The sequence below is a fragment of the Anoxybacillus sp. EFIL genome, from assembly GCF_013096955.1.
Taxonomy (GTDB): domain Bacteria; phylum Bacillota; class Bacilli; order Bacillales; family Anoxybacillaceae; genus Anoxybacillus; species Anoxybacillus ayderensis.
Genome location: NZ_SDLH01000002.1, coordinates 107,194 through 122,621 on the forward strand (window position 1 = coordinate 107,194; position 15,428 = coordinate 122,621).

The window sequence follows — 15,428 nt, forward strand, 5'->3', positions numbered from 1 at the left end:
CCATTCGTTTTGCACAACATATAGATGCGAGGGGGTGAAAACGAATGGCAAATCGAAATCGATTGCTCGTCCCTGGTGTGCAACAAGCGATTGACCAAATGAAATACGAGATCGCTCAAGAATTTGGTGTGCAGTTAGGTCCAGATACAACTGCACGAGCAAACGGTTCTGTTGGTGGCGAGATTACAAAACGTCTCGTGAAGATGGCAGAACAACAACTAAGTAGTCAAAATAAATAATAAATAATAAATAAAACTCGGTAGCGCGTCCTACCGAGTTTTTTATCTTTTAAAAATTTTTAGAAAAGTTATACAAAATCATTCGGTTTTTTTGTATAATTTTCTTGTACCATATGGTTAAGGGGGAGAGGGAAATGAATTTAATCGCACCAGAAAAGTATAATTTGACAAGTGAATTTGAAAAGTATGCAGATGATCCAAACCGAATCGCTTTAAAATGGGAAAGTGAAGCAGGAGAAACAAAAGAGCTTACATATGTTGAATTGATGAAACAGGCGAATAAAATTGCAAACGCTTTCGCTAGACACGGGTTACACAAAGGGGATAAAGTACTCGTTATGCTTCCGCGTTTGTTAGAGGCATATGCAGTATATATTGGAGCATTGAAAGCAGGACTTGTCGTTATTCCGAGCTCTGAAATGTTGCGCACAAAAGATTTACAATATCGCATTTCTCATGGGGAAGTAAAAGGAGTTGTTGCGTATTTTCCATATATTGAACAATTTTCTTCGATTGAAGGTATGGAAAATATCGTTTCGTTTTCTGTCGGCGGTTCGACTGAGCGCTGGCTCGATTTGCATGACGAAATGGCAAAGCAAAGCGATACATTCATGGCTGTAGAAACGTCGCGAGAAGATATGGCGTTTTTATCGTATACATCGGGAACGACAGGAAATCCAAAAGGTGTAGTGCACACGCACGCTTGGGCATATGCCCATTTACGAACAGCAGCAAAAAATTGGCTTTGTATTGAAGAAGGAAACCTCGTTTGGGCAACGGCAAGCCCTGGATGGCAGAAGTGGGTGTGGAGTCCATTTCTATCGACTCTTGGCTCTGGAGCGACAGGGTTTGTGTACTACGGTCGGTTTGAGCCAGAAAAATATTTACAGTTATTAGAGAAATATAACATTAACGTGCTTTGTTGCACACCGACAGAATATCGTCTCATGGCTAAAGTCCCGACAATTTCCCAATATAAATTACCGCATTTGCATAGCGCTGTATCTGCTGGCGAACCGTTGAATCGTGAAGTGATCGATACGTTTGAGCGCTATTTTGGTGTTCAAGTTCGCGATGGATATGGACAGACAGAAAATACATTGCTTGTCGGGGTTATGAAAGGAATGAAAATAAAACCGGGATCGATGGGGAAGCCAACGCCAGGAAATCGTGTCGAAATTATTAATGAGTTTGGTGAGCCTTGTGCCGTTGGAGAAGTTGGCGATATTGCTGTTCATGTTGACACACCGGCTTTGTTTAAATGCTATTATAAGGATCCGGAGCGAACAGCGATGCAGTTCCGTGGGGAATATTATATTACTGGTGATAAAGCGAAAAAAGATGAAGATGGTTATTTTTGGTTCGAAGGTCGTGGCGATGATATTATTATTAGCTCCGGCTATACGATTGGACCGTTTGAAGTAGAAGATGCGCTAGTGAAACATCCATTTGTGAAAGAATGTGCTGTTGTCGCTAGTCCAGATGAAATTCGGGGACACGTTGTTAAAGCGTTTATTGTATTGCGTGAAGGAGTAGATAAAAATGATCCGAATTTAATTCCACAACTTCAAGAGCATGTAAAGCAACTCACAGCACCGTATAAATATCCGCGCAAAATCGAGTTTGTCGACGATCTGCCAAAAACGACTTCGGGAAAAATTCGTCGTGTTGAATTGCGCGAACGTGAAATGAAAGCGATGCAAAAATAACATATTCCGCTCCGATTCATTCGGAGCGGAAAAAAAGCTTGACGGACTAAAAAAAATTGTGTACTATTCTTTTTAGAATTTTCTTAAAATTAAGAAATGTTTTTTATGAACTCTTTTGATAACGCTTACATTTTTGTTTTTTCGTTGTGTAAAGTCATAAAGATATAAAAACGTCCATAAAGTGTTATCGAAAGAGAGAGAAATAAAGAAAAAGGGGGGAATGAAGTGGGTATATTGAAAGTGCAAAACGTGTCCATTCGCTTCGGCGGTGTATTGGCACTTGATTCGGTTTCCTTTGAAGTGAAAGAAGGGGAAATTTTTTCATTGATCGGCCCAAACGGAGCAGGAAAAACGAGTATGTTGAACTGTATTAGCGGGCTGTATAAACCGACAGAGGGCGATATCTTTTTCAAAGATGAGCGCATTACACATGTGAAGCCGCATAAACGAGCAGCCTTAGGCATTGCACGGGCTTTCCAAAATATCGAGTTATTTCCCCATTTATCTGTATTGGACAATCTTATGCTCGGCAGGCATGTGCGCATGAAAACAGGAGTGCTTGCAGGTGGATTGTACTGGGGGAAAGCGCAAAAAGAAGAAGTAGAGCATCGTTATAAAGTCGAAGAAGTAATCGATTTTTTAGAGCTCGAACATGTGCGCAATGTGCCTGTTGGTACGCTATCTTACGGTCTACAAAAACGGGTAGAAGTCGGTCGCGCATTAGCCATGGAGCCTGATTTACTATTGCTTGATGAGCCAATGGCTGGCATGAACAACGAAGAAAAAGAAGACATGGCGCGTTATATTATCGATATTCATGAAGAAAAAAAGACGACAATTATTTTAATTGAACACGATATGGGCGTTGTGATGGATTTATCCAATCATATCGCTGTGTTAGATTTCGGAAAATTGATCGCGTACGGAACGCCAAAAGAAGTGCAAACAAATCCGCGCGTCATAGAAGCATATTTAGGAGAAGAACATGCGGGATAAAGGGGGAGTTTTATGGAACAAATGACGTTTCCACAGCTATTAGCCGCTCGTGCGCGACAAAAACCAACGCAAGTCGCTCTGCGCGAAAAAGATTACGGCATTTGGAACGAATACACATATAGAGACTACTACGAACAAGTGAAAGCGCTCGCATTAGGGCTTGCTTCGCTCGGGTTTCGACGCGGCGATAAATTAGCTATTATCGGCGATAATCGACCTGAGTGGGTATTTAGCCAACTCGCAGCTCAAAGTTTAGGAGGCGTTTCCGTTGGCATTTATCAAGAGTCGTTACCAAACGAATTAGCGTATATTATCGACAATTGCGATGCGACGTTTGTCGTTGTTGAGGATCAAGAGCAAGTTGATAAAGTGTTAGAAGTTGAACAAGAGCTTTCGAAAGTGAAACATATCATTTACTACGATTCGCGCGGTATGCGAAACTATAAGCACGATAAATTATTGTATTTTCAAGATGTACAAACGCTCGGTCGCCAATTTGAACAAATGCACCCGACATATTTTGATGATGAAGTGCAAAAAGGATGTTATGATGATATCGCCATTTTATCGTATACGTCTGGAACGACGGGCAATCCGAAAGGGACGGAACTTTCTTATCGCAACTTATTCGAAATGGCAAAAAACCTCGCAAAAATCGATCCACTTGACGAACAAGACGAATACCTTTCATTTTTACCGCTCGCTTGGATAGGCGAACAAATGATGACCATTTCAATGGCATTCCACTGCAACATTGTTGTGAACTTTCCAGAAGAACCTTCAACGGTGTTTGAAAATTTACGAGAGATCGGACCACACGTCATGTTTTCACCACCGCGCATTTATGAAGACATCGTTTCAAAATTTCAAGTGCGCATTCAAGACGCAAGTTGGTTTAAGCGAAAAATGTATGAATGGTGTAAGCCGATTGGTGAAAAAGTAGCAGAAGCTCATTTTACGAAAAGCGATGTTTCCTTTTGGACAAAATGCTTGTATAAACTTGCTGATTATTTCGTTTTTAGCGCTATTCGTGACCATTTTGGGTTGTTGCGCTTAAAGCGAGCATATACAGGTGGCGCTCCGTTAGGTCCAGATGTGTTTCGCTTTTTCCATAGCATTGGGGTGAACGTAAAAAGCATTTACGGTCAAACAGAAGTATCAGGAATTGCGATCGTTCATCGCGATGGGGACATTAAAGTAGATAGCGTTGGCATACCAATCCCAGAAACAGAAGTAAAAATTTCTGAGCAAGGCGAAATTTTATTAAAAAGCCCGAGTGTGTGTTGTGGCTATTATAAAAACGAAAAGGCGACGAAAGAGACGATTGAAGACGGCTGGCTTCATACAGGCGATGCAGGGTATATAGATGAATCAGGTCATTTGTATGTTATTGATCGTTTAAAAGATGTCATTCGCTTACAAACAGGTGAGATGTTTTCGCCACAGTTTATTGAAAATAAACTGAAATTTAGCCCATACATTCAAGAAGCGGTTGCCATTGGGCGCGATCGTCCGTACGTTGTGGCGATCATTAACATCGATATGGCTAATGTCGGACGATGGGCAGAGAAAAATCAGCTTGTGTATACGACATATTCTGATTTGTCCGCGAAACAAGAAGTTATTCAACTCATTCAAGAACAAGTGAATGAAATTAATCAATCGTTGCCAGAGAAGGCGCGTGTGAAAAAGTTTGTTTTGCTTTATAAAGAGCTTGATGCGGACGATGAAGAATTAACGAGAACGAAAAAAGTGCGCAGGCAATTTATTGCTAAAAAATATGCCTCACTTATTGAAGGGATGTACTCAGAAACGGATCACATTGATGTAGAAGGAACAATTAAATATCGTGATGGCAAAGAACAAGTCATTAAAACGACGTTAAAAGTCGTCTCGATTGATGAAGGGGAGGGAGCAGCGTAAATGGCTTTTTTCTTGCAAATGCTTGTCACTGGTATCGTCGTTGGAAGCGTATATGCGCTCGTTGCGCTAGGGTTTGTTCTCATTTACAAATCGAGTGACGCTATTAATTTTGCACAAGGTGAATTTTTGCTCATCGGGACGTACGTTTGTTTGACGCTTGTGGCTAGCTATAACGTTCCATTTATTGCTGCCTTGTTGCTCGCTTTAGCGTTTAGTGCGTTGCTTGGCTGGAGCGTAGAAAAAGTTGTGTTGCGTCCTTTCATTGGAAAGCCAGTCATTTCTATGATTATGGCAACGATCGGATTATCGAGCGTACTTGCAGGGATTGTCCATATTATTTGGGGGCACGAAACGCGCGTATATCCACCTGTTTTTTCAGAAAAACCGTTGCAGTTTGGTGAAGTCATTATCGCACCTGTATACGCATGGTCGTTTGTCATTGTTATGATTTGGCTCATGATTTTTACGTTGTTTTTCAAATATTCCCGATTCGGTATTGCAATGCGAGCGACAGCAGATGATCAACAAGCGGCTTTGTCTATGGGGATTAGCGTCAAAACAATTTTTGCGATTGCTTGGGCGATTGCAGCCATCGTATCAGCTGTTGGCGGGGTGCTATTAGGAAATATTAACGGAGTTAACTCTTCGCTTTCACTAATCGGATTAAAAGTGTTACCTGTCGCTATTTTAGGTGGGCTTGACAGCATCCCCGGGGCGATCATTGGCGGTATTTTAATCGGGATTATTGAAAGTATGACAGGAGGATATTTAGACCCGCTTGTCGGTGGGGGGTTGAAAGAAGTGATCCCGTTTGTCATCCTCGTCATCATTCTAATGGTTAAACCGTATGGGCTATTTGGAAAGAAAGAAATCGAAAGGGTGTGAGAAATGGTGCGAAATCCGTTTGTGATGCAATGTGGTGAATTTCATGTTGATTATAGGCAAGATATGGCCATTTGGAAAATTGCTCGCGTGCGTTGGCGTATTTTTATGATTGTAGCGCTATTTGCTCTTTTTCCTATGGTCGCGACAGACTATGTAGTCGGTTTAGCGACATTATGTGGGATTGCAGCTATTGGTGCGATCGGATTAAATATTTTGACGGGCTTTACTGGCCAAATTTCAATCGGGGTTGGCGCATTTTTAGGGGTAGGAGGTTATACATCAGCGATTTTAACAACGAAATTAGGGCTTAGCTTTTGGGTTGCTTTCCCGCTTGCTGGGTTAACTACTGCGCTTGTCGGTGCTTTGTTTGGGATCCCGTCTTTGCGTTTAAAAGGGTTATATTTAGCCATTGCTACATTGGCGGCGCAAGTCATCATTTTGTTTGTCATTTCAAGGTGGGACTCATTAACGGGGGGGACAGCTGGGCTCGTATTGAATCGTCCCCAAATCGGTTCGTTTACGTTTATGAGTGAAACGAGCTATTACTATTTAATGTTCGTTGTTTTACTGATCACAATCGTCTTCTCACTCAACTTATTTCGCACGCGTGTCGGGCGGGCGTTCATTGCGATTCGCGATCGCGATATTGCTGCAGAAGTAATGGGTATTGATTTGTTTAAATATAAAGTGCTTGCCTTTTTCGTTAGCTCGTTTTTCGTCGGCATTGCTGGCGCGCTTCTTGGTCATTACACGATGATTGTCAGCCCTGAGCTTTACAGCATTTCTGTTTCAATTGAATATTTGGCCATGATTTTAGTTGGTGGTTTAGGAAGTGTATTTGGCTCATTGTATGGGGCTGTGTTTATTACGCTTATGCCCGTTGTGCTACGAAGCGTTGTCGATGTATTGAGCGGCACGTTTCCTGGATTAGAGGGAGTGCTTGTTGGGATGAAGGAAGTCGTTTTTGGAGTTGTGATCATTTTATTTCTCGTGTATGAGCCAGATGGGTTAAATAAAATTTGGTCAAATATAAAAAATTATTTCCGCCTTTGGCCATTTTCTTATACGAAGTAGTATAAAGCGGCATATCCGCTTTATATACAAACAAAAAACATAAGGGGGATGAATGAATGAAGAAAAAAGGTGTACTACTCGCTACATGGCTTCTCGGAGCAAGCATGTTATTCGGGTGTTCAGGAGGTGACAAAACAGCAACAGAACCGGCAAAAGAAGGAGAAAAAGAGCAGGGAACGATTAAAATTGGTGCATTGTTTGATATTACAGGCGCAACGGGAGATGTTGGTACACCGTATGCTGAAGGAGAAAAAGCGTATATTGAATACATTAACTCAAAAGGTGGGGTAAACGGCTATAAAATTGAGCTTGTCGGGCAAGATTACGCTTATAAAATTCCTGAAGCGCAAAAGTTGTATCAAAAATATAAAGCGAGCGATAAAGTGTCAGCGATTTTAGGATGGGGAACAGCCGATACGGAAGCGTTGCGGCAACAAGTTGCAGCAGATAAAATACCATTTTTCTCAGCTTCTTATTCAGAAAATTTAAAAAATATAAAAGAAAGCCCATACAACTTTTTGACAGCGGCGTCGTATTCCGACCAGGCACGCTCAGTGCTTCGTTGGATTAAAGAAAATCATACAGGTGGCACGCCAAAAGTTGCGCTTATTTATAATGACACGGCATTTGGAAAATCACCAATTCAAGATGCAAAAGACTTTGCGAAAGAAATTGGTGTAGAGATTGTGGATGAACAAATTGTTGACTTAAAAGCGCTTGATGCGACATCCCAGCTATTGAACATGAAGAAAAAAGCGCCGGATTATGCGATTATTCAACAAACATGGGGCGCGACAGCAACGATTTTAAAAGATGCGAAAAAATTAGGCATTGACACGCAATTTATCGGTTTAAACTGGACAACTGGTGAAGGATTGATCCCGATTGCAGGGGATGCGGCAGAAGGGTTTATCGGAGTGGTGACACATGCGTTTCCATATGAAGATTTACCAGGGATGGCTGAAGTGAAAGAGTATTTAGCAAGCAAGGGTGAAAAATTAGAGGACAAAAACCAAAAATTTATTCAAGGATGGGTTACAGCGAAAATTTTAGTAGAAGGAATTAAGCGAGCGGATGATCCAACGACGGGAGAAGGCATTCGTCAAGGATTAGAAAAATTAAAAGATCTTGATTTAGGCGGCTTAGCTGCACCAGTTACGTTTACGGCTGATAATCATGCGGGAACGAATCAAATTCGTTTAGCGAAAGTTGAAAACGGACAGTTTAAGGTGTTTACAGACTACTTCGGATATTAAAGTGAATGAAAGGGTGTTTTCAACAGGAAGCACCCTTTCGCTTTCAGAAAGGGGGAGACGAATGCTTACGTTAAACAATGTGGAAGTGATGTATAACCGCGTTATTCTCGTGTTAAAAGGTATGTCAATGGTTATTCCAGAAGGAAAAATTGTCGCGTTGCTCGGCAGTAACGGGGCAGGAAAAACAACAACGTTAAAAGCCATTTCGGGATTACTAAGAAGTGAAGATGGCGAAGTAACAGATGGATATATTGAGCTATATGGAGAACGAATCGAGGGAAAAGATGCAGAAGAAATTGTGAAAAAAGGGATTTTTCAGTGCATGGAAGGAAGACGCGTGTTTGAACATTTGACGGTAGAAGAAAATTTAATCGTCGGTGCTCATACGCGAAAAGATCGCCACAATATTAAAGCAGATTTACAAAAAGTGTATCATTACTTTCCGAAGCTTCATATGTTACGCCATCGCCAAGCAGGATATTTATCGGGTGGAGAACAGCAAATGTTAGCAATCGGTCGTGGCATGATGGCAAAACCAAAAATTTTACTGCTCGACGAACCATCGTTAGGAATTGCCCCTTTGCTTGTGAAAGAAATTTTTTCGATTATTAAGCGAATTAATGAAGAAGAAGGAACGACAATTCTCGTCGTCGAACAAAATGCAAACATCGCATTATCGATTGCGCACTACGGATATATTATGGAAAACGGTCGCATCGTAATGGACGGTCCTGTCGAGAGATTACTTGAAAATGAAGATGTAAAAGAATTTTACCTCGGGATGAGCGAAAAAGGGCGTAAAAATTATCGAGAAGTGAAGTCGTATAAACGGAGAAAGCGGTGGTTGTAATGGAAAGATGGAAATCGTTTTTGATTGAAGCGTATGAGCGGTCTACGGCATTGCGCGAGCGATTAGACGCTGAAAACATTAATCCACATGAATTAGAAACGATTGAGCAACTGAGTCGCATTCCGGTATTGAAAAAAGAACAATTACCTCTTTTACAAAAACATGAGTTGCCATTTGGAAATATGATTACAACACGATCGAATGAATTGGCACGCATTTTTATGTCCCCAGGACCGATTTACGATCCGCAAGGAAAAGAAGAGGATGATTGGGGATTTGCAGAAGCGCTTCGAGCGGCTGGATTTACAAGCGATGATATTGTACAGAACACGTTTTCATATCATTTGTCTCCAGCAGGTTTTATGTTTGATAGCGCTCTTCGTCGTATCGGTGCAACCGTCGTGCCGGCAGGACCAGGCAATCGCGAATTGCAAGTGCAGCTCATGAATGATTTGCAAGTGACTGGGTATGTTGGAACACCAAGTTTTTTATATTTATTGTTGCAGTATGCGGATGAAAAAGGAATACATGTCACGGTGAAAAAGGCGTTTTTTACGGCAGAAAAGTTAACAGAAAGCATGCGCGAACAGTTTGAACAACGGGGTATTCATGTTTTTGAAGGATATGGGACGGCTGATTGCGGTTGCATTGCATTTGAAGATCATCAAGGTCCAGGTTTAAAAATTAGTTCGCGAGCTATCGTCCAACTGTGCGATCCGATTAGCGGAGTACCGCTTGATGAGGAGGGAGAAATAGTTGTTACGATATTTGATCGCACGTATCCGCTTGTTCGATTTGGCACGGGAGATGTGTCACGTTGGGTCGATGGGTATAAAGGCGAGCGTATCGTTGGTGTGCTTGGACGTGTTGGAACAAGCGTAAAAGTGAAAGGGATGTTTGTGCACGAACAACAGTTGAAGCAAGTCATGGTTGAGGTAGGATGCCCGCTATTTCAAGCGGTCGTAACAAATGAAGGTGGTCATGATCAATTGACGATTTACATCGAAAAAGAGCTGAATGAAGAAGCGAAACAAAAAATAAAAAACGTTATTCGTGTTACACCGACATTTGTTTCCGTTGATCGTGTAAATGACGGAGAGCGGTGTCTCATCGACCAAAGAAAATGGTAAAAAGAGGCGTAATGCCTCTTTTTACAAAAATGTCCGCTTTACTTTTTCCCAGAAAGAGTTATCTTTCAGTTTGACTGTTTTAATCACTTTTCCACTTAATGCAACATCAATTTTTTCGATATGTTGAATGCTTAGTGCTTCATTATCCATACCGATAATTGGATAGTCGTTTCCGTCTTGTACCACTTTTAATGTCAACTTGCGATTCCCGCTTAAAATAAATGATGAACCGAGCGTGCGATAACGATTATTGTTTAGTGACGCTAATTCGCTTACTTGAAAGCACGGAAGCATCGGGTCTACGACTGCCCCATTGACCGATTTATTGTAAGCTGTACTTCCAGTAGGTGTAGCAATGATCATTCCATCGCCTCGGAACGTTTCAAAATGCAAATTGTCGATAAATACGTCCATGACAAACGTTTTAATAATACTTGAACGAATCGTGCATTCATTTAAACAATAAAATGACGTAGAATCATTGACTGTCACATAAATCGTTGGATATTTACGCACTTCGATTTGTTCCGTTGTCATCGCCTCAATCATTTTTTCTGTATCGTGAATATGAAAATCACAATACATACTTAATGAGCCTAATGTCGAAATGCCAGCATATAAGCAATCGTCACGAAATCCGGTTTTTCTTACCGCTTGCAAAAACGTACCGTCTCCACCGACGCTTACAATAATGTTTGCATGTTTTGCATTATCCACGACTTCAAATTCATACTGTTTGGCGAGTTCAATGAGCGGTTGAACTTGTTTCGTCGTTTCTTCATCATGTTTATGAAAGAAGTACATGCGATTACGGCGTTCAGTCATCGTTTTCCCTCCGTTAAAATGTCCTCACGTTTATTTTATCATTTATTTTCCATTCATAGCGAATTTATTCGTTTAATTTTGCTCATTTTTGTCGAAAATGTCATCGGGAAGGAAGTGAAAAACCGATGATTTTCGTGATTGCCATCATCTTTATTACCTTCTTAGCGATTATTCCTTTTTTATATGTGCGAATCACCATTCAATTTCAACATACCCAAGACGATGATCAATTAACAATACATATTCGCCTTCTTCGTTTTCTTCGTTATCGTTTTACGATTCCGCTCATTGAAATATCGAAAAAAGAAGCAGGATTGGTGACAGAAGAGAAAACGAATATGGGGAAAGATGAAAAAACGACATTTACCGTTGCTGATGCGCGCCAACGTTTAGCACAAATCAAACAGTGGGTAAATGACATCGTTCATTTACATACGATTATAAAAAAATTTTTACAAAACGTTTCCGTTTTACAGTTTCAATGGCATACGCAAATCGGTGTGGGAGATGCGGCAAAAACAGCGATGCTCGTTGGGATTGGCTGGTCAGTTAAATATTATATGGTAGCAATCATTAGCAAATATATGAACGTTTGTAGCGCTCCTTCCATTTTTATTGCCCCTTTTTTTCAAGGCGCATTATCGCGTACATCGTTTACATGTATGATTCGATTTCGAATCGGTTATGCTATATTAGCAGGACTGAAGATCGTCAAACATTGGAAAAAAGGTGCAAAAGTTGCTAGGAGGAATGAAAATGAATGGACATCCGATTGAAGGGTTAATGACGACAGCGATGGAAAATTTAAAGCAAATGATCGATGTCAATACGATCATCGGTGATCCTGTCGAGACACCGGATGGAAGCGTCATCTTAACTGTATCGAAAGTCGGTTTCGGCTTTGCGGCCGGCGGTAGCGAGTTTATGTTGAATCATGGAAATGAACAACAAAAAGAAGCTCATCCGTTTGGTGGCGGAAGTGGTGGGGGTGTATCGATTACACCGATTGCTTTTTTAATTGTGAACAGTTCAGGTGTGAAGCTACTACATGTAGATGAAAGTACGCATTTATATGAGAAAATTTTAGATCTCGCCCCGCAAGCGATCGAAAAAATTCAACAAATGTTCGAGAAAAAAGAAAAGCCGAAGCAACAACAAAACGAAGTATCAGATTTTGATATTTAGTCTCAATCGAAATAATTGAATTTTTCATCTAATTACGTTATGATGAGCCTGTATCTTATATAAAGAGGAGGCTTACTATGGCGAAGGTTACATTTAAAGGAAACCCGGTCACATTAGTCGGTAACGAAGTAAAAGTCGGTGATGCAGCTCCGAATTTTACGGTGCTTGCTAACGACTTATCGCCGGTGACATTAGATGATACAAAAGGATTTGTTCGCTTAATTAGCGTTGTGCCGTCGATTGATACAGGCGTTTGTGATGCACAAACACGTCGCTTTAATGAAGAAGCAGGAAACATTGAAGGAGTAAAAGTGTTGACGATTAGCGTCGATTTGCCATTTGCTCAAAAACGTTGGTGCGCGGCAAACGGATTAGAAAACGTTGTTATGTTATCTGACCATCGCGATGTATCGTTTGGTCAAGCATACGGTGTGCTTATCCAAGAGTTACGTTTACTCGCTCGTGCTGTATTTGTCGTTGATCGTAACGATCGCGTCACGTATGTCGAGTACGTATCAGAAGCAACAAATCATCCAAACTACGAAGCGGCAATCGAAGCAGCAAAACAAGCGGCTCAACAATAATTGCTTGAGGCTATCTCAAAAAGGGATAGCCTTTTTCGTTTAAATTTCCTAAAATAAAATGTCGGACAGAAAGGAGTGAAACACATTGGAAAAGCTATTTACAGTCATCGATGAAACGGCGACATTGTTGCAAGAGGAGTTAAAATGTTCGTATTTAGAAGCTGTCGCAGAAACAGGTGAAAACTTATTTCACGGAGATGTTTTGCAAGAAGAAGTGAACGAGTTGTTAAAAAAGCGGTTAAAAAAAGCGTACACATCCGTTCGGTTACATGATTGGAACAATGAACATATTCGTAAAGCGTTACAATTAGCGATGTTAAAAGGAATGAAACAATATGTACAACCTCATCATCAAATGACACCAGATGCCGTATCCGTATTTATCGGTTATTTAGTTGATGAATTTACAAAAACATATTTTTCGCTCTCTCTTCTCGATCCTGCCGTTGGAACGGGAAATTTAATGACGGCTGTGTTGAATCAACTCACAAATAAAAAAGTAAAAAGCTACGGAGCAGATGCGGACGATTTACTATTGAAACTCGCTTATGTCAATGCAAATTTACAACAACATGAAATTCAATTTTTTCATCAAGATAGCTTAAAGCCGTTGTTTATTGAATCGGTCGATGTAGTCGTATGCGATTTGCCGATCGGATATTATCCAGACGATGAACATGCCAAATCGTTTCGTTTACATGCCGAAAGCGGCCATTCGTATGCCCATTATTTATTTATTGAACAAAGCATTCGTTACACGAAAGAAGGCGGATATTTATTTTTTCTCGTCCCAAATACGCTTTTTACATCAGATGAATCAAAAAAATTGCATGCGTTGATTAAAGAAGAAATGTTTATTCAAGGCTTGTTGCAGCTTCCGCTTTCGATGTTTAAAAATGAAGCAGCAGCGAAAAGTATTTTTATTTTGCAAAAGAAAGGCGCGCATGCGAAAGCGCCAAAACAAGCGTTGCTTGCACAACTTCCTAGCTTTGCAAATAAAGAGGCGATGCAAGCGATGGTCGTGAAGCTCGAACAATGGCTGAAAGAAAATCGTTCATAACCTTCTGAATATAACAAATATGTGAAGAAAACGTTTTCGTAACGTTTGCGTACTTGAAAAGAGCGATGAACGACCCGTAAAATGAGAAACGTACCGATGAAATTCGCATATTTGCATACAATAATTGTGAACGATGTTAAAGGAGCTGTTTAGTCAAATGCCAAAAGTCATTGCGATCAACGCGGGAAGTTCTTCGTTAAAGTTTCAATTGTTCAACATGCCGAGTGAAGAAGTATTAACAAAAGGTGTGGTTGAGCGAATCGGTTTTGAAGATGCGATTTTTAATATTACAGTCAATGGGGAAAAAATAAAAGAAGTAACATCCATTCCAGATCATGCGGTTGCTGTGAAAATGTTGCTTGATAAATTAATTGAGCTTGGCATTATTCAATCGTTTGATGAAATTGAAGGAATTGGTCATCGCGTTGTGCATGGTGGTGAAAAGTTTAGCGATTCTGTTTTAATTACAGATGAAACGTTAAAAGAAATTGAAGATTTGTCAGATTTAGCCCCATTGCACAACCCAGCGAACGTTGTTGGCATTAAAGCGTTTCGTGAAGTGTTGCCGAACGTACCAGCTGTGGCTGTATTCGATACAGCGTTCCATCAGACGATGCCAGAGCAGTCGTTTTTATATAGCTTGCCATACGAGTATTATGAAAAGTTTGGCATTCGTAAATACGGGTTCCACGGCACATCACATAAATATGTGACACAACGAGCAGCTGAACTATTAGGACGTCCAATTGAGCAACTTCGTTTAATTTCTTGTCATTTAGGAAATGGCGCAAGTATCGCAGCGGTAGAAGGCGGAAAATCGATCGATACGTCCATGGGATTCACGCCGCTTGCCGGTGTAGCGATGGGAACGCGTTCCGGTAACATTGACCCAGCGTTAATTCCATATATTATGGAGAAAACAGGTAAAACAGCAGAAGAAGTTATTGATATTTTAAATAAAAAGAGCGGAATGCTCGGCTTAACTGGTTTCTCGAGCGATTTGCGTGATATTGAAGATGCGGCTTCAAAAGGCGATCGACGTGCAGAGTTGGCGCTCGAAGTGTTTGCTGGACGAATCCATAAATACATCGGTTCGTATGCGGCGCGCATGTGCGGAGTTGATGCCATTATTTTCACAGCAGGCATTGGTGAAAACAGCGATGTCGTACGCGCGAAAGTGTTGCGCGGACTTGAATTTATGGGTGTCTACTGGGATCCAGCATTAAATAAAGTGCGCGGCAAAGAAGCGTTTATTAGCTATCCGCATTCTCCAGTAAAAGTATTAGTCATTCCGACAAATGAAGAAGTAATGATTGCACGAGATGTGATGAGATTAGCGAACTTAGTGTAAAAAAGGTGTCCGTACGGGCACCTTTTTTATTGATGTATGCGGTTTGTTACTGTTTGATTCATTCGATACCAAATCCATAAATCGTTAATGATTGAAGCGAGAGATGCAATTTCAAAGTTGAGCATGCATGAGCGAGCGAAATCGTTTTCTTCTCCGAGTTGTCTTTGCTTTTCATTAATTTGCTGTTCTAATTCAATAATTCGATCAGGAATTTTCCCACGAATCGTCTCCCACTCTAATAAAATTTCTGCTTGTTCTTCTTTTGTGTACATATCCCATGCTTTCTCTAAATGTGGCAAGCGAATGCCAAGGCGTTCATCATATACAAAGTGTGCACTCATTTCGTTCTCCCATCCTTTTT

Annotated in this window: 16 protein-coding genes; 14 read left to right on the forward strand and 2 right to left on the reverse strand. The window is 40.8% G+C overall.

What is annotated here, in order from left to right; all coding sequences use genetic code 11:
• The first annotated feature begins 44 nt into the window (after nt 1–44).
• From ES017_RS03645 to ES017_RS03685, 9 genes are all read left to right on the forward strand, one after another.
• A complete protein-coding gene (locus tag ES017_RS03645) occupies nt 45–239 on the forward strand; it encodes an alpha/beta-type small acid-soluble spore protein (RefSeq protein ID WP_009361549.1) in 195 nt (64 codons plus the stop codon).
• 134 nt (nt 240–373) lie between these two features.
• Entirely contained in the window at nt 374–1,948 is a 1,575-nt protein-coding gene (gene mbcS / locus ES017_RS03650) for an acyl-CoA synthetase MbcS (RefSeq protein ID WP_042534740.1), read from the forward strand.
• A 225-nt stretch (nt 1,949–2,173) separates the two neighbouring features.
• Nucleotides 2,174–2,944 (forward strand): ABC transporter ATP-binding protein, encoded by a 771-nt coding sequence (locus ES017_RS03655; protein ID WP_042534742.1) that lies wholly within the window; start codon nt 2,174–2,176, stop codon nt 2,942–2,944.
• A 12-nt stretch (nt 2,945–2,956) separates the two neighbouring features.
• Nucleotides 2,957–4,867: an AMP-binding protein gene (locus tag ES017_RS03660; protein WP_042534744.1), complete on the forward strand. Its 1,911-nt coding sequence runs from the start codon at nt 2,957–2,959 to the stop codon at nt 4,865–4,867.
• A complete protein-coding gene (locus ES017_RS03665; protein WP_009361545.1) occupies nt 4,868–5,752 on the forward strand; it encodes a branched-chain amino acid ABC transporter permease in 885 nt (294 codons plus the stop codon).
• A gap of 3 nt (nt 5,753–5,755) precedes the next feature.
• The gene (locus ES017_RS03670; RefSeq protein WP_171334775.1) at nt 5,756–6,826 is read left to right on the forward strand and encodes a branched-chain amino acid ABC transporter permease; all 1,071 of its coding nucleotides are present in this window, start codon (nt 5,756–5,758) and stop codon (nt 6,824–6,826) included.
• A 56-nt stretch (nt 6,827–6,882) separates the two neighbouring features.
• Nucleotides 6,883–8,082, forward strand: coding sequence for an ABC transporter substrate-binding protein (locus ES017_RS03675; protein WP_042534746.1), 1,200 nt, complete (start codon nt 6,883–6,885; stop codon nt 8,080–8,082).
• A gap of 61 nt (nt 8,083–8,143) precedes the next feature.
• The gene (locus ES017_RS03680) at nt 8,144–8,932 is read left to right on the forward strand and encodes an ABC transporter ATP-binding protein (RefSeq protein WP_009361542.1); all 789 of its coding nucleotides are present in this window, start codon (nt 8,144–8,146) and stop codon (nt 8,930–8,932) included.
• On the forward strand, nt 8,932–10,062 hold the full coding sequence (locus ES017_RS03685) for a phenylacetate--CoA ligase family protein (protein ID WP_042534748.1): 1,131 nt from the start codon (nt 8,932–8,934) through the stop codon (nt 10,060–10,062). The genes ES017_RS03680 and ES017_RS03685 overlap by 1 nt, the downstream gene beginning before the upstream one ends.
• 21 nt (nt 10,063–10,083) lie before the next feature.
• Here ES017_RS03685 and ES017_RS03690 read toward each other — a convergent pair whose 3' ends face one another.
• Entirely contained in the window at nt 10,084–10,887 is an 804-nt protein-coding gene (locus ES017_RS03690; protein WP_042534750.1) for an NAD kinase, read from the reverse strand.
• 125 nt (nt 10,888–11,012) lie between these two features.
• Between ES017_RS03690 and ES017_RS03695 the strand changes: the two genes are divergently transcribed.
• From ES017_RS03695 to ES017_RS03715, 5 genes are all read left to right on the forward strand, one after another.
• The gene (locus tag ES017_RS03695) at nt 11,013–11,663 is read left to right on the forward strand and encodes a DUF2953 domain-containing protein (RefSeq protein ID WP_042534752.1); all 651 of its coding nucleotides are present in this window, start codon (nt 11,013–11,015) and stop codon (nt 11,661–11,663) included.
• Nucleotides 11,644–12,072, forward strand: a complete 429-nt coding sequence (gene ytfJ, locus ES017_RS03700; protein WP_042534754.1) for a GerW family sporulation protein — start codon at nt 11,644–11,646, stop codon at nt 12,070–12,072. The genes ES017_RS03695 and ytfJ overlap by 20 nt, the downstream gene beginning before the upstream one ends.
• Nucleotides 12,073–12,149: 77 nt before the next feature.
• Complete coding sequence (gene tpx / locus ES017_RS03705; RefSeq protein ID WP_042534756.1) at nt 12,150–12,656, forward strand: thiol peroxidase; 507 nt, start codon at nt 12,150–12,152, stop codon at nt 12,654–12,656.
• 85 nt (nt 12,657–12,741) lie between these two features.
• Nucleotides 12,742–13,716 carry a class I SAM-dependent methyltransferase gene (locus ES017_RS03710; protein ID WP_042534759.1) on the forward strand — a complete coding sequence of 325 codons (975 nt, stop codon included), beginning with the start codon at nt 12,742–12,744 and terminating at the stop codon, nt 13,714–13,716.
• Nucleotides 13,717–13,873: 157 nt separating this feature from the next.
• Entirely contained in the window at nt 13,874–15,067 is a 1,194-nt protein-coding gene (locus ES017_RS03715) for an acetate kinase (RefSeq protein WP_171334776.1), read from the forward strand.
• A gap of 26 nt (nt 15,068–15,093) precedes the next feature.
• On the opposite strand, the gene ES017_RS03720 is transcribed toward ES017_RS03715, so the two are convergent.
• Nucleotides 15,094–15,408 carry a hypothetical protein gene (locus tag ES017_RS03720; RefSeq protein WP_021093765.1) on the reverse strand — a complete coding sequence of 105 codons (315 nt, stop codon included), beginning with the start codon at nt 15,406–15,408 and terminating at the stop codon, nt 15,094–15,096.
• Nucleotides 15,409–15,428 lie beyond the last annotated feature (20 nt).

Coding starts and splice junctions, on each gene's coding strand:
- ES017_RS03670 (WP_171334775.1), top strand. CDS start 5,756: ATGGTGCGAAATCCGTTTGTGATGCAATGTGGTGAATTTCATGTTGAT.
- ES017_RS03720 (WP_021093765.1), bottom strand. CDS start 15,408: ATGAGTGCACACTTTGTATATGATGAACGCCTTGGCATTCGCTTGCCA.
- ES017_RS03665 (WP_009361545.1), top strand. CDS start 4,868: ATGGCTTTTTTCTTGCAAATGCTTGTCACTGGTATCGTCGTTGGAAGC.
- ES017_RS03695 (WP_042534752.1), top strand. CDS start 11,013: ATGATTTTCGTGATTGCCATCATCTTTATTACCTTCTTAGCGATTATT.
- ES017_RS03690 (WP_042534750.1), bottom strand. CDS start 10,887: ATGACTGAACGCCGTAATCGCATGTACTTCTTTCATAAACATGATGAA.
- ES017_RS03675 (WP_042534746.1), top strand. CDS start 6,883: ATGAAGAAAAAAGGTGTACTACTCGCTACATGGCTTCTCGGAGCAAGC.
- ES017_RS03645 (WP_009361549.1), top strand. CDS start 45: ATGGCAAATCGAAATCGATTGCTCGTCCCTGGTGTGCAACAAGCGATT.
- ES017_RS03685 (WP_042534748.1), top strand. CDS start 8,932: ATGGAAAGATGGAAATCGTTTTTGATTGAAGCGTATGAGCGGTCTACG.
- ES017_RS03680 (WP_009361542.1), top strand. CDS start 8,144: ATGCTTACGTTAAACAATGTGGAAGTGATGTATAACCGCGTTATTCTC.
- ES017_RS03715 (WP_171334776.1), top strand. CDS start 13,874: ATGCCAAAAGTCATTGCGATCAACGCGGGAAGTTCTTCGTTAAAGTTT.
- ytfJ (WP_042534754.1), top strand. CDS start 11,644: ATGAATGGACATCCGATTGAAGGGTTAATGACGACAGCGATGGAAAAT.
- tpx (WP_042534756.1), top strand. CDS start 12,150: ATGGCGAAGGTTACATTTAAAGGAAACCCGGTCACATTAGTCGGTAAC.
- mbcS (WP_042534740.1), top strand. CDS start 374: ATGAATTTAATCGCACCAGAAAAGTATAATTTGACAAGTGAATTTGAA.
- ES017_RS03660 (WP_042534744.1), top strand. CDS start 2,957: ATGGAACAAATGACGTTTCCACAGCTATTAGCCGCTCGTGCGCGACAA.